21 protein-coding genes are annotated in these 17,507 nt (G+C 70.9%); 6 read left to right on the forward strand and 15 right to left on the reverse strand.

Going from position 1 to position 17,507, the window contains the following annotated elements:
* Positions 1-15 precede the first annotated feature (15 nt).
* The 6 genes from ACLF3G_RS07130 to ACLF3G_RS07155 form a co-directional block, all read right to left on the reverse strand.
* Positions 16-678: an extensin family protein gene (locus tag ACLF3G_RS07130; protein ID WP_430668653.1), complete on the reverse strand. Its 663-nt coding sequence runs from the start codon at positions 676-678 to the stop codon at positions 16-18.
* 55 nt (positions 679-733) lie between these two features.
* The gene (locus ACLF3G_RS07135) at positions 734-1,663 is read right to left on the reverse strand and encodes a hemolysin family protein (protein ID WP_430668654.1); all 930 of its coding nucleotides are present in this window, start codon (positions 1,661-1,663) and stop codon (positions 734-736) included.
* The gene (gene ybeY, locus ACLF3G_RS07140) at positions 1,660-2,136 is read right to left on the reverse strand and encodes an rRNA maturation RNase YbeY (RefSeq protein WP_430668655.1); all 477 of its coding nucleotides are present in this window, start codon (positions 2,134-2,136) and stop codon (positions 1,660-1,662) included. The genes ACLF3G_RS07135 and ybeY overlap by 4 nt, the downstream gene beginning before the upstream one ends.
* Before the next feature lie 102 nt (positions 2,137-2,238).
* A complete protein-coding gene (locus ACLF3G_RS07145) occupies positions 2,239-3,231 on the reverse strand; it encodes a PhoH family protein (protein WP_430668765.1) in 993 nt (330 codons plus the stop codon).
* A gap of 77 nt (positions 3,232-3,308) precedes the next feature.
* Positions 3,309-4,754, reverse strand: coding sequence for a tRNA (N6-isopentenyl adenosine(37)-C2)-methylthiotransferase MiaB (miaB, locus tag ACLF3G_RS07150; protein WP_430668656.1), 1,446 nt, complete (start codon positions 4,752-4,754; stop codon positions 3,309-3,311).
* A 168-nt stretch (positions 4,755-4,922) separates the two neighbouring features.
* Positions 4,923-5,834 carry a lysophospholipid acyltransferase family protein gene (locus ACLF3G_RS07155; protein ID WP_430668657.1) on the reverse strand — a complete coding sequence of 304 codons (912 nt, stop codon included), beginning with the start codon at positions 5,832-5,834 and terminating at the stop codon, positions 4,923-4,925.
* Positions 5,835-6,084: 250 nt separating this feature from the next.
* Between ACLF3G_RS07155 and ACLF3G_RS07160 the strand changes: the two genes are divergently transcribed.
* On the forward strand, positions 6,085-7,137 hold the full coding sequence (locus tag ACLF3G_RS07160) for an NAD/NADP octopine/nopaline dehydrogenase family protein (RefSeq protein ID WP_430668658.1): 1,053 nt from the start codon (positions 6,085-6,087) through the stop codon (positions 7,135-7,137).
* On the opposite strand, the gene ACLF3G_RS07165 is transcribed toward ACLF3G_RS07160, so the two are convergent.
* The 7 genes from ACLF3G_RS07165 to hrcA form a co-directional block, all read right to left on the reverse strand.
* Complete coding sequence (locus tag ACLF3G_RS07165) at positions 7,134-7,538, reverse strand: helix-turn-helix domain-containing protein (protein WP_430668659.1); 405 nt, start codon at positions 7,536-7,538, stop codon at positions 7,134-7,136. The genes ACLF3G_RS07160 and ACLF3G_RS07165 overlap by 4 nt on opposite strands.
* A 91-nt stretch (positions 7,539-7,629) precedes the next feature.
* Complete coding sequence (locus ACLF3G_RS07170) at positions 7,630-8,166, reverse strand: Smr/MutS family protein (RefSeq protein ID WP_430668660.1); 537 nt, start codon at positions 8,164-8,166, stop codon at positions 7,630-7,632.
* 9 nt (positions 8,167-8,175) lie between these two features.
* Positions 8,176-8,943 carry a LutC/YkgG family protein gene (locus tag ACLF3G_RS07175; RefSeq protein WP_430668661.1) on the reverse strand — a complete coding sequence of 256 codons (768 nt, stop codon included), beginning with the start codon at positions 8,941-8,943 and terminating at the stop codon, positions 8,176-8,178.
* Positions 8,940-9,185, reverse strand: coding sequence for a hypothetical protein (locus tag ACLF3G_RS07180; RefSeq protein WP_430668662.1), 246 nt, complete (start codon positions 9,183-9,185; stop codon positions 8,940-8,942). Before ACLF3G_RS07180 ends, ACLF3G_RS07175 begins: the two co-directional genes overlap by 4 nt.
* Positions 9,182-10,618 carry a LutB/LldF family L-lactate oxidation iron-sulfur protein gene (locus tag ACLF3G_RS07185; protein ID WP_430668663.1) on the reverse strand — a complete coding sequence of 479 codons (1,437 nt, stop codon included), beginning with the start codon at positions 10,616-10,618 and terminating at the stop codon, positions 9,182-9,184. The genes ACLF3G_RS07180 and ACLF3G_RS07185 overlap by 4 nt, the downstream gene beginning before the upstream one ends.
* A 72-nt stretch (positions 10,619-10,690) precedes the next feature.
* Complete coding sequence (locus ACLF3G_RS07190; protein ID WP_430668664.1) at positions 10,691-11,638, reverse strand: hypothetical protein; 948 nt, start codon at positions 11,636-11,638, stop codon at positions 10,691-10,693.
* Positions 11,631-12,737 carry a heat-inducible transcriptional repressor HrcA gene (gene hrcA / locus ACLF3G_RS07195; RefSeq protein ID WP_430668766.1) on the reverse strand — a complete coding sequence of 369 codons (1,107 nt, stop codon included), beginning with the start codon at positions 12,735-12,737 and terminating at the stop codon, positions 11,631-11,633. The genes ACLF3G_RS07190 and hrcA overlap by 8 nt, the downstream gene beginning before the upstream one ends.
* 282 nt (positions 12,738-13,019) lie before the next feature.
* Here hrcA and ACLF3G_RS07200 point away from each other — a divergent pair, with 282 nt between their 5' ends.
* From ACLF3G_RS07200 to ACLF3G_RS07210, 3 genes are read left to right on the forward strand one after another with little or no spacing between them, the layout of a single operon-like run.
* The gene (locus ACLF3G_RS07200; RefSeq protein WP_430668665.1) at positions 13,020-13,235 is read left to right on the forward strand and encodes a hypothetical protein; all 216 of its coding nucleotides are present in this window, start codon (positions 13,020-13,022) and stop codon (positions 13,233-13,235) included.
* 31 nt (positions 13,236-13,266) lie between these two features.
* Positions 13,267-13,896 (forward strand): hypothetical protein, encoded by a 630-nt coding sequence (locus tag ACLF3G_RS07205; protein WP_430668666.1) that lies wholly within the window; start codon positions 13,267-13,269, stop codon positions 13,894-13,896.
* 58 nt (positions 13,897-13,954) lie between these two features.
* Positions 13,955-14,209 carry a GlsB/YeaQ/YmgE family stress response membrane protein gene (locus tag ACLF3G_RS07210; RefSeq protein WP_430668667.1) on the forward strand — a complete coding sequence of 85 codons (255 nt, stop codon included), beginning with the start codon at positions 13,955-13,957 and terminating at the stop codon, positions 14,207-14,209.
* A gap of 174 nt (positions 14,210-14,383) precedes the next feature.
* Here ACLF3G_RS07210 and ACLF3G_RS07215 read toward each other — a convergent pair whose 3' ends face one another.
* Complete coding sequence (locus tag ACLF3G_RS07215; RefSeq protein ID WP_430668668.1) at positions 14,384-14,971, reverse strand: D-Ala-D-Ala carboxypeptidase family metallohydrolase; 588 nt, start codon at positions 14,969-14,971, stop codon at positions 14,384-14,386.
* Between the two features lie 62 nt (positions 14,972-15,033).
* Positions 15,034-15,984 (reverse strand): glutathione synthase, encoded by a 951-nt coding sequence (gene gshB, locus ACLF3G_RS07220; protein ID WP_430668669.1) that lies wholly within the window; start codon positions 15,982-15,984, stop codon positions 15,034-15,036.
* Positions 15,985-16,080: 96 nt separating this feature from the next.
* On the opposite strand from gshB, the gene ACLF3G_RS07225 reads away from it, so the two are divergent.
* Positions 16,081-16,923, forward strand: a complete 843-nt coding sequence (locus tag ACLF3G_RS07225) for a shikimate dehydrogenase (RefSeq protein WP_430668670.1) — start codon at positions 16,081-16,083, stop codon at positions 16,921-16,923.
* Positions 16,920-17,504: a dephospho-CoA kinase gene (coaE, locus tag ACLF3G_RS07230; RefSeq protein ID WP_430668671.1), complete on the forward strand. Its 585-nt coding sequence runs from the start codon at positions 16,920-16,922 to the stop codon at positions 17,502-17,504. The genes ACLF3G_RS07225 and coaE overlap by 4 nt, the downstream gene beginning before the upstream one ends.
* Positions 17,505-17,507 lie beyond the last annotated feature (3 nt).

The raw sequence follows: 17,507 nt of genomic DNA on the forward strand, positions 1-17,507 counted from the left end.
GTTCCCTGGCGCACCTCACCTGCACGCCCTCCACGGCCCCATGTCGAAATGAAAATGGTCGCGATGCGCTGCGTTGTAGTCCGGGCCGAGCACGGCGCGGAACCAGTCGCAGGCGCCGTCGCGTAGCGCCCGCAGGAAGGCGGCCTCCGCGCCGCCCGCATCCCAGTGCCGCAGCAGGGTCACCTGCCGCCCGTCGCGCAGCGTGAAGCCGGCGATGTCGATGGCGTTCGCCGTGGCGTGCTGGCTGCGCCGCCCCGTCGCGGCATGGTTGACGTTTCGGCAGGCCTGGGTGCCGAGGTGGCGTATACTGGCCACCTCCGACCCCAGGTGCCGGCGCGCCGCCGGCTGCATCACTTGGCGCTCGAACAGCAGCCAGCTCGCGGCGACACGGCAGGTGGCGACCGGGCCGCCGGGCACGACCCGCGCGGCCGAGGGCAGCCGCACCGCGTCGCGGATCTCGCAGCCGATGTCGGAGTCCCGGTCGGCGATGCGGGAAATGCCGAGCCCGCTGGTCTCCAGCGCCGCGAAGCAGCTTTGCGAGTGTAGCGCCAGGCGCCGCAGCTTCAGGCCGGTGACCAGGTTGGGCTCCGCCGTCAGGTCGAGCGGCTGGCGCGGGTCCCACTCCGGCGGCAGATGGCGCAGGCTGAAGAAGCCGGCCGCGCCGAGCAGTCCCAGCACCGCCAGCCAGGCCAGCGCCCGGCGCAGGGTCAGCGCCCGATCACTCCGCCACCGATCACTCCGCCGCCTGCCGCGCCGGCTCCCCGGCCAAACCGGGCCGGCGCACCCGCAGCCGGCGGATGCGGCGCGGGTCGGCGTCCAGCACGCGGAATTCCAGGCCCGAGGGGTGCGAGATCAGCTCCCCCCGCGCCGGCACGCGGCCGGCGAGCGTGAAGATCAGCCCGCCCACGGTGTCGATATCGGCGCTGCGCTCCTCATCGGTCAGCACCGCGCCGAATTTCTGCTCGAATGCCTCCACCGTGGTGCGGGCGTCGAGTTCGACGGTGCCGTCCGGCCGGTCCAGGATCGTCACCGGCGCCACCTCGTCATGCTCGTCCGAGATGTCGCCGACGATGGTCTCGACCAGGTCCTCGATCGTCACCAGCCCATCGATGCCGCCGTATTCGTCCACCACCAGCGCCATGTGGATGCGGGCGGCGCGCATCTGCAGCAGCATGTCCAGCACCGGGATGGTCGGCACCACGAACAGCGGCCGGCGCAGGATCGCCTTCAGCGAGAAGCTGGCCGGGTCGCGGCCGACGGCGGCGAAGACGTCCTTGATGTGGACCATGCCGACGATGTCATCGAGGTTCTCCCGGTATACCGGGAAGCGGCTGTGGCCCTCGCGCTGGATCAGGCGGATCGCCTGGTCGAGCGTCAGATCCTCCGACATCGCCAGGATGTCGGCGCGCGGCACCATCACGTCGTAGGCCGCCTTGTCGCGCAGCCGCAGCACGTTGCCGAGCAGCGCACGCTCATTCGGGTCGAGCCCGCCGCCGAAGCCGTCCGGCGTACGCGGCGCGCCTTCCTCCTGCCGGCCTTCCAGCAGTTCCTCGACCTGGTCGCGCACCGTGTCCGCCGTGCGGCGCCGCAGCAGGCCCTGGATGCGCCAGAGCAGGGTGTTGCGCTTTTCGACGGGCGTGCCGTCTTCTCCGTTGCCGCTCATGATGCTGGCCGTCCCCGGCCCTCCTTCCAGGGGTTGGGGCGGCCGAGGCGGCGCATGATGCGCGCCTCCGCCTGTTCCATGCGCCGCGCCTCGCCGGCCAGCAGGTGGTCGTGGCCGGCCAGGTGCAGGGCGCCATGCGCCAGCAGGTGCGCCAGGTGGTCCGCGGCGCTGCGCCCGGCCTCCCGCGCTTCCCGCCGCACCACGCCGAGCGCGAGCGCGATGTCGCCCAGGTGGCCGGGCATGCCGCCGGGGAAGGACAGCACGTTGGTGGGCTTCGCCTTGTCGCGGTGGCCGGTGTTCAGCCGCTTGACCTCGGCGTCGTCGGTCAGCAGCACGGTGACGGCGCCCTCGGCGCCGGCATCCCGCAGCGCCGCGGCCACGGCACGGCGGGCCAGCGCGTCCGGCCGTTGCACGGCGGCGCGCCACTTCTGGGTGGCGAGGACGACGGTGATACCCGCCTCCCCGTCCTGCATCCCGGCCCCGGCAAGCTTGCCCGGGTCGGGATGACTACTTAACGGTTCCATCGCTCTCCAACTGCCTCCGGCCCGGGGCAGTGGCCCCGTGCCGCAAATCTCTCAACGCCCGCGCGGTGCCGGGTCCGCCCGGCCGGAGGCCGATTGGTCCATGCGGCCATAGGCCGCGACAATGCGTTGCACGAGGGGATGCCTTACCACATCCGTTTCTGCAAATCGCGCCACCGTGATGCCCTCCACCCCCTCCAGGATCGAAAGCGCCTCGGCGAGGCCGGATTTCTGGCCGTAGGGCAGGTCCACCTGGGTCGGGTCGCCGGTGATGACCATGCGGCTGCCCTCGCCCATCCGGGTCAGGAACATCTTCATCTGCGCCGCGGTGGTGTTCTGCGCCTCGTCCAGGATGGCGTAGCAATGCGCCAGGGTGCGGCCGCGCATGAAGGCGAGTGGCGCCACCTCGATCTCGCCGGCGGTCATCCGGCGGGTGAGTTGCTCGGCCGGCATCATGTCGTGCAGCGCGTCGTACAGCGGCCGCAGGTAAGGATCGACCTTCTCCTTCAGGTCGCCCGGCAGGTAGCCGAGTTTTTCGCCTGCCTCCACGGCCGGGCGCGACAGCACGATGCGATCGACCCGCCCGGCCTGGAGCAATGCGACGCCCTGGGCCACGGCCAGGTAGGTCTTGCCGGTGCCGGCCGGGCCGACGCCGAACACCATCTCGTGCCGCGCCAACGCGTCGATGTAGGCGGCCTGCGCCGGGGTACGCGGCGCGATCGCGCCCTTGCGGGTGCGGATCGCCGGCAGGTCCTGCAAGGGCAGGCGCGGGTCCGCTTCCTGCACGCCTTCCGCCATCCGCATCGCCGCCTCGACCTCCGCGCTACCCACCGGTTCGTTCTTCTGCAATCTTCGCCACAACGCCATCAACGCTGCTTCCGCCACATCGGTCCGCTCGGGCGCGCCGGTGATGGTCAGACGGTTGCCCCGGCTGCCGAGGCGGACGCCGAGGCGGACCTCCATGCGGGCCAGGTTGCGGTCATGCTCGCCGTACAGCAGCGGCAGCAGGGCGTTGTCGTCGAACTGCATGGTGACGACGCGCTGCATGTTGGGGTTGCCCGCCAGGCTGGCGGGCGGGGCCGGGCGAGCGGCGGGACGCAGGCTGATCGCGGCGGGGGGGGTGTTCAAGCGGCGGCCTTCTCCTGACGGGGCGTTTGTGCGGGAGGACCGAGCGCCTCATTCCCCTCGAGGCGCACGGCGAGCGAATTGGGCAGCGCGGCGGTGACCACCGCCGGAAGCACCTGGCCGGCGAGGTCGGGGGAGCCCTCACCCTTCGATCCGGGCGTCGCTACGCCATGCACCCCAGGCGTAGCCACGCCATGTACCGGCTGCAGCCAGGGGGAACGCCCGGCGAACTGCCCGGGATGCCGCCCCGGGCCGGTCACCAGGATATCGCAGGCACGGCCGACGCAGGAACGGTTGAAGGCGTCCTGTTGTTCCCGCAGCAGGGCCTGGATTTCCTGCAGCCGGCGGTCCTTTTCCGCCTCCGTCACCTGGAGTTGCGCGGTGGCGGCCGGCGTGCCGGGGCGAGAGGAGTACTTGAACGAGTAGGCCAGCGCGAAGCCGACCCGCTCGATCAGCCGCAGCGTCGCCTGGTGGTCGGCTTCGGTTTCGCCCGGGTGGCCGGCGATGAAGTCGGACGACAGCGCGATGTCGGGCCGCGCCGCCCGCAGCTTGTCGGCGATGCGGAAATAGTCGTCCGCCTTGTGGCCGCGGTTCATCGCCGCGAGCATTCGGTCGGACCCCGACTGCACCGGCAGGTGCAGGAAGGGCATGAGCTGCGGGATCGTCCCGTGTGCCGCGATCAGTGCGTCGGTCATGTCGCGCGGGTGGCTGGTGGTGTAGCGCAGCCGGGCGAGGCCAGGGATCTCGGCCAGCTCCAGCAGTAGCCGGTCGAGGCTCCAGCTGCCGCCCGACAGGCCCTCGCCGTGCCAGGCGTTCACGTTTTGACCGAGCAGCGTGATTTCGCGCGCGCCCTGCCCGACCAGGTGCCGAGCCTCCGCCAGTACGGCGGCGGCAGATCGCGAAAATTCGCTGCCACGGGTGTAGGGCACAACGCAGAAGGAACAGAACTTGTCGCAGCCTTCCTGGATGGTCAGGAAGGCCGTGACGCCCTGCGGCGTGACCGAGTCGGGCAGGAAGTCGAACTTCTGCTCGGTCGGGAAATCGGTTTCGATCACCGCGCCGACGGCGCGGCTGATCCGCGTCACCATCTCGGGCAGGCGATGATAGCTCTGCGGTCCCAGCACGAGGTCCACATAGGGTGCGCGCGCGGTGATTTCAGCGCCCTCCGCCTGGGCGACGCAGCCAGCGACCGCCAGGATCAGCCGGCCGCCGCCCTGTTCCTTCGCCTGCTTCAGCACCCGCAGCCGGCCAAGCTCGGAGAACAGCTTCTCGCTGGCCTTCTCGCGGATGTGGCAGGTGTTCAGCACGATCATGTCGGCGTCTTCCGGCGCCGTGGCCGGGGCATAGCCGAGCGGGGCCAGCACATCGGCCATGCGGCCGCTGTCATAGACGTTCATCTGGCAGCCCCAGCTGCGGATGAAGAGCTTCTTCTTGTCGGAACTCATGCCGGACCGTGCTCCGCCGCCCCGCCCGGACCGGGGCAGGGGAAAGCGGGGGATTTGCGCAGGCCGCGCGCCGGGGTCAAGCGCGGTCCAACGGTCCAGGAGGGTTCGGCCCGGCGGGCCAGGCGGGGTTCAGCACCATGAGAGGCTGCGGGATGGCGCCGTGTCGGGTCAAGCGGGAAGCGTCTCCGCGCGCTGGACCTTGAGGGGGATCGGCGCCTGCAACGGGACAGCGGGCCGGTTCTGGCGCAGCGTCGAGCAGGAATCCGCCACCACCCCGGCACAGGCCGCGGCCAGCGCCTTGCGGTCGGGGTAGTCTGCCGGGTTCATCGGTGCGTGCAGGATAATGGTGGCGCGGCTGTTGGACCGCCGGGCGATGCGCCAGAAATGCGTCAGGATGTCCGTGTCGCCGTACCAGGCGAACAGCGGCCGGTCGCGCCGGCAGGCCGGCAGACCGCCGAGCCGGTCGAACACCACGGACACCGGCTGCACCACCTGCGCGCGGTCCGCCACCGACAGGAAGGCGCTGCGGAAGGGCAACACGCGGCCGCCATCGCTGGTGGTGCCCTCGGGGAACAGGATCAGGTTGTCGCCGGCGGCAAGCCGCGTGCGGATTGCATCCGCCTCCCCCTTCGTGCCGGTGCGGCGGCGGCTGACGAAGACGGTGCGGCCGAGCCGCGCCACCATGTTGATCAGCGGCCAGCCATCGATCTCAGACTTGGCGACGAAGGCGGCTTCCAGCGTCGCGCCCAACGCCAGCACGTCGAGCCAGGAGGAATGGTTCGAGACGTACAGCACCGGTGCCCCCGGCGCGGGTTCGCCGACCACCTGAAGCCGCAGGCCCATCAGGGCGCACAGGGTGCGGTGGTAGATCCGTGCGAAGGCGATGTGCCCCCGCCCCGGCAGCACCAGCAGCAGCGCCTGGATCGGGATGGCGATGATGGTCCACAGCAGCAGCGTGACCAGCCGCCGCACCGCGCGGAATCGCCCGCCATGCGGCCGGAAGCCGAGCACATCCCCCCACATCCCTTCCGGGTCCGAGGCGGAGAACTGGATGGCCTTGCGCCGCTTGCGGGGGCGCAACGCGTCCGGTGCGGTCAGTCGAGCGGTTGCCTGCATGACATCGCATTAATACCGCGTTTCGAGGCAGGGCAATGAATCCCTTGCGACGATCGCATGAACTCGACGCTGAACTCCCTGCGCGGTTCCGACCATGGCAACCTTGCCGGGTGGGGTGCGAAGCTCGATGCGGGGCTGTAAGCTTGCCGGATGACCCTGTTTCCGCACCGATCCTGTCCTGCCACCCGCCCTGCCGCGGCGGGGGCCTGAGCCGATGCGCCTGGCCGTCCTGGGTGCCGGTGCCGTCGGGCCGGGGGCGGCCGCTCTGGCCGTCAGCCGCGGGCATGAAGCTGCCATCTGGTCGCCGCGCGGCGGCGGCACGCACGGCATCGGCAGCAGCCTGAGCGTGCAGGGCGTGCTCTCCGGCACCGCGCGGGTCTCCGTCGCGGTGGATGTGGCGCGCGCGCTGGACCGTGCCTCCGCCGTGCTGGTCAGCGTGCCGCCGCATGCGCTGGGCCCGCTGCTGCGCCGCATCGCGCCGATGCTGCCCGATGGCGTGCCGGTGCTGCTTGCGCCGAGCCATTCCCTCGCCCCCCTGCTGCTGGACCGGCTGCTGGCGCGGCGCGGGCTGCGCGTGCCGGTGGCGGCGCTGGCGGTGCCGCCGGTGGTGGCGGAACGCCTGGCCGGTGACGAGGTGCGCATCCTGGCGCTGCCGGAGGCCGTGGAGATCGCGACGGTGCCGGCGGCTTCCGCCGAAGCCATGGCGCGGCTGTGCTCGGACCTGTTCGGCATGGCCTTCGTGCACCTGTCGGATGCTCTGGGCGCGGCACTGGCGGCGCATGAGCCGGTCCTGCAATCGGCGCTGATCCTCGGCAACGTAACCCGGATCGAAGCCGGCGAGGCCTGGGACCAGCATCGCCAGATGACGCCCGCGATCTGCCGGCTGGCGGAACGGCTGGATGCCGAGCGCCTGGCGCTGGCCGAGGCCTATGGCCACGCCGTGCCAAGCCTGCCGGCCGGGCTGCACCGCATGGCGGGCGTGCCGGTCGGGCCGCTGCCGGTGATGGCGCGCGCCCTGGCCGCACTTCGCCCGGCGCCGGGGCTGCGCGGGCTGGATGCGACGCAGCTGGCGCAGAGCGTCACCTACGGCCTTGCGCTGTGGCTGCGGCTGGCGGCGGCGCGGGGCGTGCCGATGCCGCTGACCGGGGCGGCGATGGCGGTGCTGGAGGCGATGTGGGGGGCGTCGCTATCCGCCGACGACCTGCTGGAGGGGCTGGATTTCTCCCGCCTGCGGCAGTTGCTGCGGGATGGGCATCCCAGGGATTAACGTGCGGCGCGGCGCAGCCGGGGTTTCTCGCCCGGCACCTCCCCCGGGACGTCCCGATCCAGCAGCCCGTGCATGGCGGCGACCGTCTGCGGGCTGAGGCGGTGGATCGACTCCGCCAGGCGGTTGGCCAGCGCCGTTGCCTCCGGCGTCAGGCCGCCGGTGTCCAGCGAGACCTTGGGGTGGGACAGCTTTGCGAGATCGGAAAGCTCCTCCGCCTCGTCCCAGATCAGGCCGAAGAACTCGTTCACCTGGTGCACCAGGCCCGCGGAGGGCCGTCCGCGATGGCCGTGTTCCAGCGCGGACAGGTAGGCGGAGGAAACCTGGAGGTGCGTCGCCAGCGCCTTCAGCGTCACCCGACGCTGGCGCCGCAGCATGCGCAGCCGGGCGCCGAAGGGGGTCATCGCTGATCCTTGCCGGCTGTCGCAGCCCTCCCCGCCCTGCGGGGGAAAGGGTTGGGTGAGAGGGGGCCGTGCCAGCCGGACAAGGTGGTTGTCACCCCCGGTTCGTCCGCCGCCGCCGCAGCAGCAGGTTCACCGCCCCGGAATTGGTCGGGTGCGGATGCGCGGCGCCGAGTACCAGGGGGCGCATGTCCGGGTCGTTCAGCCAGTGCGGCAATTCACGCTGCAGGATGCCGCCTTCCGGCTGCGGTCCCTTGCCAGTGACCACCGTGACGGTGCGGATGCCCTCCGCCGCCGCCCGGTGCAGGAAGGCGCGGAACACCAGGTGCGCCTCCGCGGCGCGCCGCCCATGCAGGTCCAGCGTGCGTTCCGCACGCATGTCGCCGCGGCGCAGCGCCGCCCAGCGCTTGCGATCGAGCCCGCCCGGCACCTCTCCCACCCGGATTTCCGGCGGCGGCGCCGGGCGCGCGGGTTTCACGGGCGTCGGCGCCACCTGCACCGGCGCGGCGGACGCGGGCGCCGGCGGCTCGGGTGGCGCAGGGGGCCGCTCATGCCCGAACAATGGGGAGATCTCGGCAGTGAAGGCGCGCCACAGCGCGAGGTCGGCCGGGCTCAGCCGCTTGGCGCGCATGGGGATTGCTCAGTCGCCCGGGACGGCGGCGGTGCCGGGCTGCGCCACCGCCTCGGCCCGGGCCTCCGCGGGGCTTTCCATGCGCGGGGCGGGCTCGTCCTCGATCAGCAGGATGTGCAGCCGGCGCGGGCCGTGGGCGCCGAGTTCCAGCGTCTGCTCGATATCGGCGGAACGCGACGGGCCGGTGACCAGCATGATGTTGCGCGGCATGAAGCCACCAGTCAGCGCATCCGCCTGCCCGGCCCGCAGCCGGTCCCAGGCTTCCTCATAGGCGCCGACCACGTCGGAGGCGCGCAGCACCGCGATCTCGGTATCCGGCAGCAGGTTCAGCGTGGTCGGACGCTCGGGACCGGAGGGCAGCACCAGCGTGCCGGTCTCCGCGATGCCGGCCCAGGCATGTTGCAGGGAGACCGCATCGCCATCCTGCGCGCGGCGGGCCTCGCGTTCCAGCATCGGGCGAGTCGACCAGTCGATGCCCAGCAGGTCCGGATGCGGCGCCATCACCAGGCGGGAGGGCAGGTTCTGCGCGGCCAGGTAATCCGCCACCGCGGCCGGAATTGCGGCTGCGTCCGGCACCCGCTCAACCGTGGCGAATTCCTTCTCGGCGTTGCGGATGAACAGCGCGATCTGTTCGGCGCGCGGCAGGCGGGACCGCGCCGGGATCAGGTGGCGCGGGTGGGTGGCGAGCCGCCCTTCCAGCATCGCCGCCTGGTCGGCGGGCAGCGGGCCGCGCTTCAGGCCGCGGCGGATGGCGCCGAGGATGGCGTCCTTGGTCATTGGCGATCCTGCTCCAACGCTTCGCGGACCGCCTGTTCCAGCCGGGCCAGCGCGGTCTCGATGCGGTCGAGATCCTCGTTCAGCCGCGCCGCGGGGGTGGTGGCGTCGATCCGGGCGTAGATTTCCTCGAGCGTTCCGGTTGGGCGGGGCGCCACGCGGTCCGGCGCGCGCTGGTCCGGGAAGGGGTAGCCGCGGACGCGCTCGGCCTCGTCGCCGGCTGGCTCATAAGGTGGACGGTTCATCGGCGGCGTGCCCCGTGCCGGGTGGTGCGGTAGCGGGCCATGAAGGTGCCGCCCGGCTCCGGCGCCGGCAGGTCCCGCCCCGCCGTCCAACCGCGGGCCAGCGGCAGCGACTTGAACCCGCCCTTGCCGCGGCCGAGCAGTGACAGCGCGCCGATGCCGAGCTTCGTCGCCATCCGGTACATCCCCGGCCGCTTCGCGAACCAGGCCCAGAAGGCAAGGCCGGAGCGCACGGATTGCGGCGACAGGTGCCGCTCGAATTCGCGTTCCCGCCAATGCCGCATCAGCTTCGGCAGCGGGATCTTCACCGGGCAGACGCTCTCGCACTTGCCGCAGAAGGTCGACGCGTTGGGCAGGTTGCCGGCCTTGTCGATGCCGATCAGGGTGGGGGTCAGCACGCTGCCCATCGGGCCAGGGTAGACCCAGCCATAGGCATGCCCGCCGGCGACGCCATAGACCGGGCAGTGGTTCATGCAGGCGGCGCAGCGGATGCAGCGCAGCATTTCCTGGAAGTCGGTGCCGATCATGTTGGACCGGCCATTGTCGATCAGGACCACGTGGTAGTCCTCCGGCCCATCCAGGTCGCCATCGCGCCGGATGCCGGTGGAAAGGGTGGTGTAGACGGAGAAATCCTGGCCGGTGGCGGACCGTGCGAGCAGCCGCAGCAGGCTGGTCGCATCCTCCAGCGTGGGCACCACCTTCTCGATGCTGGCCAGCACGATGTGCGTCTTCGGCAGGGTCTGCGTCAGGTCGCCATTGCCCTCGTTGGTGACGATGACGTTGCTGCCGGTCTCGGCGATCAGGAAGTTGGCGCCGGTGATGCCGACATCGGCGGCGAGGAAGCGGGAGCGCAGCTTGGTCCGCGCCTCCGCCATGATATCGCTGCGTTCGTGGAACACCCGGTCCTTCGGCAGTTCCGTATGGATCTCCCGGAACGTGCTCTCCCAGTCCTCGCGGTTGAGGTGGAAGGCCGGGCCGATGATGTGGCTCGGCGGCTCCTTGCGGATTTGCAGAATGTATTCGCCGAGGTCGGTCTCCACCGGCTCGATGCCATGCGCCTCCAGGTGGTCGTTGATGCCGAGTTCCTCGGAGATCATCGACTTGCCCTTGGTGACCGTGCGCGCGCCCTTGTCGCGGCAGATCTTCAGGACCGTGGCGCGGGCGTCATCCGCGGTGGAACACCAGTGCACCGTACCGCCGGCGCGCTCCACCTTCGCCGCATAGGCTTCCAGGTAGAAGTCCAGGTTCGCCAGCGTGTGGTTCTTGATGTCCCGGCCGATGTCGCGCAGCCGCTCGAACTCCGGCAGCGCCGCCACCGCCGCCGCCCGCTTGGCGTGCGAGGTGCCCTTGCTGCGGTCGAGCGCCTTCTGCAGGCCGACATCGGCCAGGGCGCGGGAGGCGTTCGCCTTGAAGGCGGGGGAGGTGATGTGGACCACGGGGCGCTCCTGCTTCCCCCTGATATAGCCGGGAAAAGCGCCGCGTGCAGTACCGGCCTGGCCAGGCCCGTATCAAGCCGTTGCGGCCTGCCGCAGGAGCAGCCCGAACCCCTCCAGCACCGCCGCGCTGGGTCGCGTGGATTTGCCGTAGCGGTGCTGGCGCAGCCCAAGCCAGGTGGCGGCGAAACGCTGCTTTTCGGCGCATCCCGACGCGGCCAGCGCGCCGGTGACGAAGCGCGCCACCTTCGGCGCCGCAGCGTCCACGAAAGCCCGGAGGTACGCCGCATGATCGGCGGCATCGGCCAGGCGCCAGCCGCGGACCGCACGGTCGAGATCGGGCGCGCCGACGCTGGCGAGAATCGGGCGGTAGATCTCGTCCGCCTCCGCACCCGAATCATCGGGGCCCTGGCGAAACAGCTCCGCCTCGAAACGGGCCCGGGTCGCCTGGTCGGCCGGGCTGCCCAGCAGCCGCCCGACCAGGTCGCCGAAGCAATCGAGGTCCCCGGTGAAGATCGCATCGAAGGACACGACCAGCGTCCGTTCGGGAAAGCTCGCCAGCGCATCCAGGGCCAGGATCCACTCCCACAGGCCGATCAGCCCGGTCTGGTGCACATCCCAGCCGCGCCGCTGCCGGGCGGCCTTGACGTCCCAGGACCGCAGGAAGCCCGCGGTGCCGCGATGGATCACGAGGTTCCGGCAGTCGGGGAATTGCGCCCGAAGCTGGGAGACGATGCTGACATAGCCGGGATGCTTGTTGCCATACAGCGCGACGCCGCCGGCCTTCAGCTTGGCGCGCAGCAGGGCCCGCGCCCGCGTCAGTTCCTCGGCGCCGATCCAGCCTCGGTCGCCACCCAGGACGAAGCGGGGGAACCGGGGTTCGGGCGGCTGCGGCTGGAAGCCGATCTGGCCTTCATGCAGGCAGAAGATGCCGGGGACCAGGTTGGCCGCCCGCTCGAGTGCCGTGGTGCCGGAGCGGGCGACACCCCAGATCACGAAGCCGAGTGGGTGATCGCTATCCAAGCAACCGCCCGATCACCCGCGCCGTGTAATCCACCACCGGGATGATCCGCCCGTAGTTGATCCGCGTCGGACCGATCACCCCGATGGCGCCGACGATCTGTTCCGCGCCGTTGCGGAAGGGCGAGACCACCATCGAGAGCCCTGCGCTGTCGAACAGCCCGCTCTCGGCGCCGATGAAGATCTGCACCCCCTCCCCGCGCTGCGCGAGATCCAGCAGCCGCAGCATGGTCTCCTGCGCCTCCAGCCGTTCGAACAGAGCCTGGATTTCCTGCACGCGCTGGGCGTAGTCCAGGTTCTGGCCCAAATTCTGCAACAGCTTGGCCTGGCCGCGCAGGATCAGCGAGCCGCCGGCGCCGCCGGACCAGGTGCCGAGCCCGGCCTCGATCACCTGATTGGTCAGGGCGTCCAGCGCGGTGCGGTTGGCGGATATCTCCTCCGCCACCGTGCCACGGGTTTCTTCCAGCGTGCGGCCGGACAGGCGGGCGTTCAGGTAGTTGCTGGCCTGTTGCAGGGCGCTGGGCGGCAGGCCGAGCGGCACCTCGATGACGCGGTTTTCCACCTGGCCATCGGCGGTGACCAGCACCACCAGGGCGCGGCCGGTGCCCAGCGCCACGAATTCGATGTGCCGCACCGGCGCTTCCCGCTTCGGCGCCACCACCAGGCCCGCGGCGCCTGCCAAGCCCGACAGCATCTGGCTGGCCTCGCCGAGGGTTTCCTGCAGGGACCGGCCGCCGGCGGCGCAGCGCGCGGCGATCGCATCCCGCTCCTCTTCCGGCAGTGCGCCGAATTGCAGCAGGCCGTCGACGAACAGGCGCAACCCACGCTCCGTCGGCAGGCGCCCGGCGGACGTGTGCGGGGCGAACAGCAGCCCGGCTTCCTCCAGATCCGCCATGACGTTGCGGATGGTGGCCGGGGACAGCGAATGCGGCAGGCGGCGCGACAGGGTGCGGGAGCCGACCGGCTCGCCGGTCTGGACGTAGGTCTCCACCAGCTCCCGCAGCACCGCGGCACTGCGCTCATCGAGCCCCGGCGGCAAGGGAATGGCCGTGTGGGCGAAGGTCATGCTGGGCGCCCCGGTTGGGCGCGGCGGCCTGGTGATGGGACCCATGGCGATCCGGTCCGTGAAGATTTCATTGCGACGCTAGGGGCCTGCGATGGTGCGGGTCAACCTTGCGACCACCGATAGGTCATGCCGGGCCGCCCGACCTGCAAGATCAGCCGCCCTCACGTTGCGGCAAGGTTTCGACACAGTCGTGCCATGCGGTGGTTACAACGCCCTGGTCTGGTGTGCCTGGCGAACAGGGGTGACGAGGATGACCGGCCAGGGGCAGGCACCGGCGGAGTTGTGGGCGGCCCTGCTGCGGGCCTGGCTGCCACGGCCATGACGGCGATCTTCGCCGCGGCGACGTTGATGTTGGCAGGCGGGGCCGGGCTGCTGGCTTCCCTGCTGGTCGCACCGCTGCGCAGCGCGGCGCGGATGGCGACGCTGGTGGTGGCCTCCGCGGCCGCGGTCGGGCTCGGCCTGCTGCTGCTGGTCGGGCTGCCGGAGACGCTGCCCTTCTTCACGACCGAGGTGGCGACCCCGATCCGAGGTTGACGCGGCCGGCATGGCCCCGGCAGGTGGCGGCATGGCCCTGCTTCGCCTGATTGTCCTGTGCCTGCTGCTGTGGCCCCTCGCCGCGCGGGCGCAACCGGACCCCTGGACTGCCTGCGCCCGCGCCATCGCGGCGGCGGAGGCGCGCAGCGGCATCCCGGACGGCCTGCTGCTGGCCATCGCCCGCGTCGAGAGCGGCCGCGCCAGGCCGGGCGGCGGCACCGCCCCCTGGCCTTTCGCGCTGAACGCCGGCGGCGAGGGCCTCTTCCCGGAATCCGCGGCGGAGGCGGTGGAGACCGTGCAGGCCCTGCGCGCCGCCGGGCGACGGTCCATCGATGTCGGCTGCATGCAGGTGAACCTGGTGTATCACCCGGAGGCCTTCCTGGACCTCGCCACCGCCTTCGACCCGCAGGTCAACGTCGCCTACGCCGTGCGCTTCCTGCGGGAGCTGCGCGGCCGCACCGGGAGCTGGGCGGAGGCGGTGGCGCAGTATCATTCGATGGAGCCTGGCCGCGGGCTCGCCTACCACACCAAGGTTCGCGTCGCGCGCGGCGCCGCCCTGCCGGCGCGGACGGTAGCGGGGCTGTGCCCGCCGGGGCGGCAGGCGCGGCTGGTGATCCCGCCGGGGGCCGGGGCGCGGCCGCGGATGGTTTGCGGCAGATAGATTGGGAACCGCGAGGGTTTTTGGCGCTTACATCGCCATCGGGGCAGGGAGAGTGCACGTGGGTTTCATCTGGACGATCATCATCGGCTTCCTCGCGGGCGCGCTCGCGAAGTTCCTCATGCCGGGGCGCGATCCCGGCGGGTTCATCATCACCATCCTGCTCGGCATCGTCGGTGCCGTGGTGGCGACCTGGCTCGGCCAGGCAGTGGGCTGGTATCGAGCTGGGGAGGGCGCGGGCTTCATCGGCGCGGTTGTCGGCGCAGTGATCGTGCTGGCAATATACCGCATGGTCATCGGCCGCCGTGCCACCTGATACCAAATCTTATTGATTGGAACCTGCGCCCGCCGAAGGCGGGCGAGCGGTCGGATGGCCGCCGCGCCAAGGGGCGCGCAGCCAAGCCGGCGGTTGCCGGCGCCGGCGATCGCAGCGGTGATCGGCCACGATCACCGGAATTGGTAAGTGGCACGCCCTGGGGCAGGCCAGCAGTCATTCGGACATCTTGCTGGTCTGCCCGCGTGTGTCGATGTGGCAGAAATTTTCGCTTGGATAAGCGTGGATGTAGCCCTTGAAGGCGAACCACACGCCGAGCGGCCAGACCCGCCAGGTGCGGGGCAGTTCTCCGAACGGGATGGTGCCGGCCTTCACCTTCTCGGCCTTCCTTTCGAACATCACCGGGGAGTGGAACATCCTCCCGCTGTTGCTCCATTCCATCAGGATCTTCTCGATATCGGTGCAGGGCATGCCGGCGACTTTGAAGTCGATGGCGCTGAAGGCCATGTGCTGGCTGGTCTTGGCGCGGCCGGTGTAGCCGGTGGATTTGTCGCTCGATGCCTGGTTGTAGGCCTCGCTGCGGTAGATGCTGACCAGGCTGATCGATTTGCCGAGATGTTCCCGCAACGCATCCAGCACCAGGATGGTGGGGATGATGTTGTCCCACAGCCGCTCCGGCGGCTTGCTGTTCGCCGTGCCGAACTTGTTCTTGGCCGAGGTCCGCGCCAGCAATTCGCCGGGGCTGAAATACTTCAGCCCCAGCCCGCCGATCCGCGCGTCGAAATCCGTCCTGTAGTCGCCCATCTCCGTATCCTCCCGGCAGGGAGGCTACGGTCGGTTCCGCCTCACAGCGGTTTCGCCCGATTTCAGGCCTGGACCTTGGCTTCGATGGCGTCCCACAGGGCGCGTTCCAGGTGGATGCCGTCGAAGCGGGCGATCTCCTGCAAGCCGGTGGGGGAGGTCACGTTGATCTCGGTCAGGTAGCCACCGATGACGTCGATGCCGACGAAGATCATGCCGCGCGCCTTCAACTCCGGTCCGATCACGGCGCAGATCTCGCGCTCCCGGTCGGTCAGCGTCGTCTGCATGGGCGTGCCGCCGACATGCATGTTGCTGCGCGCCTCGCCGGCCGCCGGCACGCGGTTGATGGCGCCCATGGCAACGCCGTCCACCAGGATGATGCGCTTGTCACCCTCCCGCACCGCGGAGACGTATTTCTGGATCACCAGCGGCTCCCGCGATCGCTCCGTGAACATCTCCACCAGCGCATTCATGTTCGGGTCTTCCGGGCGCAGGTGGAACACGCCGGCGCCGCCATTGCCGAACAGCGGCTTGATGATGATGTCGCCGTGCTTCTGGCGGAACTTCCGGATCTGCCCGACATCGGCGGTGACCAGCGTTTCCGGCATCAGGTCGGGGAAGTGGGTGACGTAGAGCTTCTCCGGCGCGTTGCGGACGCTGGCCGGGTCGTTCACCACCAGGGTCTTCGGGTGGATATGTTCCAGGATGTGCGTCGCCGTGATGTAGGCCATGTCGAAGGGCGGGTCCTGGCGCATCAGCACCACGTCCACCCCGCCCAGGTCGATCTCCTGCTTCGGGCCGAGGGTGAAGTGGCGGCCCTTCTCCCGCCGCACCTCCACCGTCTCCGCCTGCGCCAGCACCCGGCCGCCAAGCAGGGCCAGGTCGCGGACGTGGTAGTGCCATAGGGCGTGGCCGCGCGACTGCGCCTCCAGCATCATGGCGAAGGTGCTGTCGGCGTCGATGTTGACCGAGGCGATCGGGTCCATCTGGACCGCGACCTTGAGGCTGCGCACCATGGGCGGGTTCTCCTGATTGCCCCTCCTGTCGCATTGCCCGCGTCAGCTTGGAAGGGGGGCGTTGACGGCGGCCCGCGGCCGGAGTCACTTCGCCCGATGCAGATATTGAGCGGCAAAGCGTTGAAGGCCGGGGTGCTCGGCTGGCCGGTGGCGCATTCGCGATCCCCCCGGCTGCACGGCTTCTGGCTGGACCGGCACGGCATAGACGGCGCCTACCTGCCGCTTCCGGTGCGGCCGGAACACTTTGTTGAATCGGTGCGCGCGCTGCCCCGACTTGGGTTTGCCGGGGCCAATGTGACGATCCCGCACAAGGAAGCGGCCTATGCGCTGTGCGACGCGGTGGATGCCGTGGGCCGGCGGGCCGGATCGGTGAACACGCTGTTCTTTCGCCCCGATGGCCGGATCGAGGGCACCAGCACGGATGGCTACGGATTCCTGGAATCCATCCGCGAACAGGCGCCGGGCTGGCAGGCCTCGGACGGGCCGGCGGTGATTCTCGGCGCGGGCGGGGCGGTGCGGTCCGTCGCCGCGGCGCTGCTCGATGCCGGCTGCCCGAAACTGGTGCTGGTGAACCGGACGGTGGCGCGGGCGGAGGCGCTGGCGCGGGATCTCGGCGGGCCGGTGGCGGTCAGCGACCAGCCGCTGCTGCGGGATGCGGCGCTGCTGGTGAACGGCACCTCCATGGGCATGCAGGGGGAGCCGCCGCTGGAGATCGACCTGGCGCCGCTGGCACCCGGTGCCGTGGTCGCGGACATGGTCTATGTGCCGCTGGAAACCCCGCTGCTGGCGCAGGCCCGCGCGCTTGGGCTGAGGGCGGTGGATGGCCTCGGCATGCTGCTGCACCAGGCGCGGCCCGGCTTCACCGAATGGTTCGGCGTGGCGCCCCGGGTGGATGCGGAACTGCGCGCCTTCGTGGCGCATGACCTTATGCCCCGATGAGGATCATCGGCCTGACCGGCAGCATCGGCATGGGCAAGTCCACGGCCGCCAACACCTTCCGCCGCCTGCGCGTGCCGGTGTTCGACGCGGACGCCGCCGTGCATGCCCTGCAGGGGCGCGGCGGCGCGGCGGTGGCGCCGATCGAGGCCGCCTTCCCCGGCACCACGCGCGCGGGCCGCGTGGACCGGGAGGCGCTGCGCAGCCGGGTGCTGGGTGACCCGGCGGCACTGCGGCGGCTGGAGCGGATCGTCCACCCGCTGGTCCGCCGCGCCGAGGAAGCCTTCCTGAAGGCCTGCCGCCGGCGGGGGGAGCGGCTGGCGGTGCTCGACATTCCGCTGCTGCTGGAAACGGCGGGCGAGGACCGGGTGGACCTGGTGCTGGTGGTCTCCGCCCCCGCCAGGGTGCAGCGCGCGCGCGTGCTCTGCCGCGGCGGGATGACGCCGGACCGCATGGCCGCCATCCTGGCCCGGCAGCTGCCCGATGCGGAAAAGCGTCGCCGGGCCGATATCGTGGTGCCAACCGGCCTGTCGCGGCATCATGCGCAGCGCCGGATCCGACGGCTGGTGCGGGAGATGGTCTAGACC

It is taken from the genome of Falsiroseomonas sp. HC035, assembly GCF_050563525.1.
Lineage (GTDB): Bacteria > Pseudomonadota > Alphaproteobacteria > Acetobacterales > Acetobacteraceae > Falsiroseomonas.

Coding starts and splice junctions, on each gene's coding strand:
- ACLF3G_RS07135 (WP_430668654.1), bottom strand. CDS start 1,663: ATGAGCGGCAACGGAGAAGACGGCACGCCCGTCGAAAAGCGCAACACC.
- ybeY (WP_430668655.1), bottom strand. CDS start 2,136: ATGCAGGACGGGGAGGCGGGTATCACCGTCGTCCTCGCCACCCAGAAG.
- ACLF3G_RS07145 (WP_430668765.1), bottom strand. CDS start 3,231: ATGCAGCGCGTCGTCACCATGCAGTTCGACGACAACGCCCTGCTGCCG.
- miaB (WP_430668656.1), bottom strand. CDS start 4,754: ATGAGTTCCGACAAGAAGAAGCTCTTCATCCGCAGCTGGGGCTGCCAG.
- ACLF3G_RS07160 (WP_430668658.1), top strand. CDS start 6,085: ATGCGCCTGGCCGTCCTGGGTGCCGGTGCCGTCGGGCCGGGGGCGGCC.
- ACLF3G_RS07165 (WP_430668659.1), bottom strand. CDS start 7,538: ATGACCCCCTTCGGCGCCCGGCTGCGCATGCTGCGGCGCCAGCGTCGG.
- ACLF3G_RS07170 (WP_430668660.1), bottom strand. CDS start 8,166: ATGCGCGCCAAGCGGCTGAGCCCGGCCGACCTCGCGCTGTGGCGCGCC.
- ACLF3G_RS07175 (WP_430668661.1), bottom strand. CDS start 8,943: ATGACCAAGGACGCCATCCTCGGCGCCATCCGCCGCGGCCTGAAGCGC.
- ACLF3G_RS07180 (WP_430668662.1), bottom strand. CDS start 9,185: ATGAACCGTCCACCTTATGAGCCAGCCGGCGACGAGGCCGAGCGCGTC.
- ACLF3G_RS07200 (WP_430668665.1), top strand. CDS start 13,020: ATGACGGCGATCTTCGCCGCGGCGACGTTGATGTTGGCAGGCGGGGCC.
- ACLF3G_RS07205 (WP_430668666.1), top strand. CDS start 13,267: ATGGCCCTGCTTCGCCTGATTGTCCTGTGCCTGCTGCTGTGGCCCCTC.
- ACLF3G_RS07215 (WP_430668668.1), bottom strand. CDS start 14,971: ATGGGCGACTACAGGACGGATTTCGACGCGCGGATCGGCGGGCTGGGG.
- gshB (WP_430668669.1), bottom strand. CDS start 15,984: ATGGTGCGCAGCCTCAAGGTCGCGGTCCAGATGGACCCGATCGCCTCG.
- ACLF3G_RS07225 (WP_430668670.1), top strand. CDS start 16,081: ATGCAGATATTGAGCGGCAAAGCGTTGAAGGCCGGGGTGCTCGGCTGG.
- coaE (WP_430668671.1), top strand. CDS start 16,920: ATGAGGATCATCGGCCTGACCGGCAGCATCGGCATGGGCAAGTCCACG.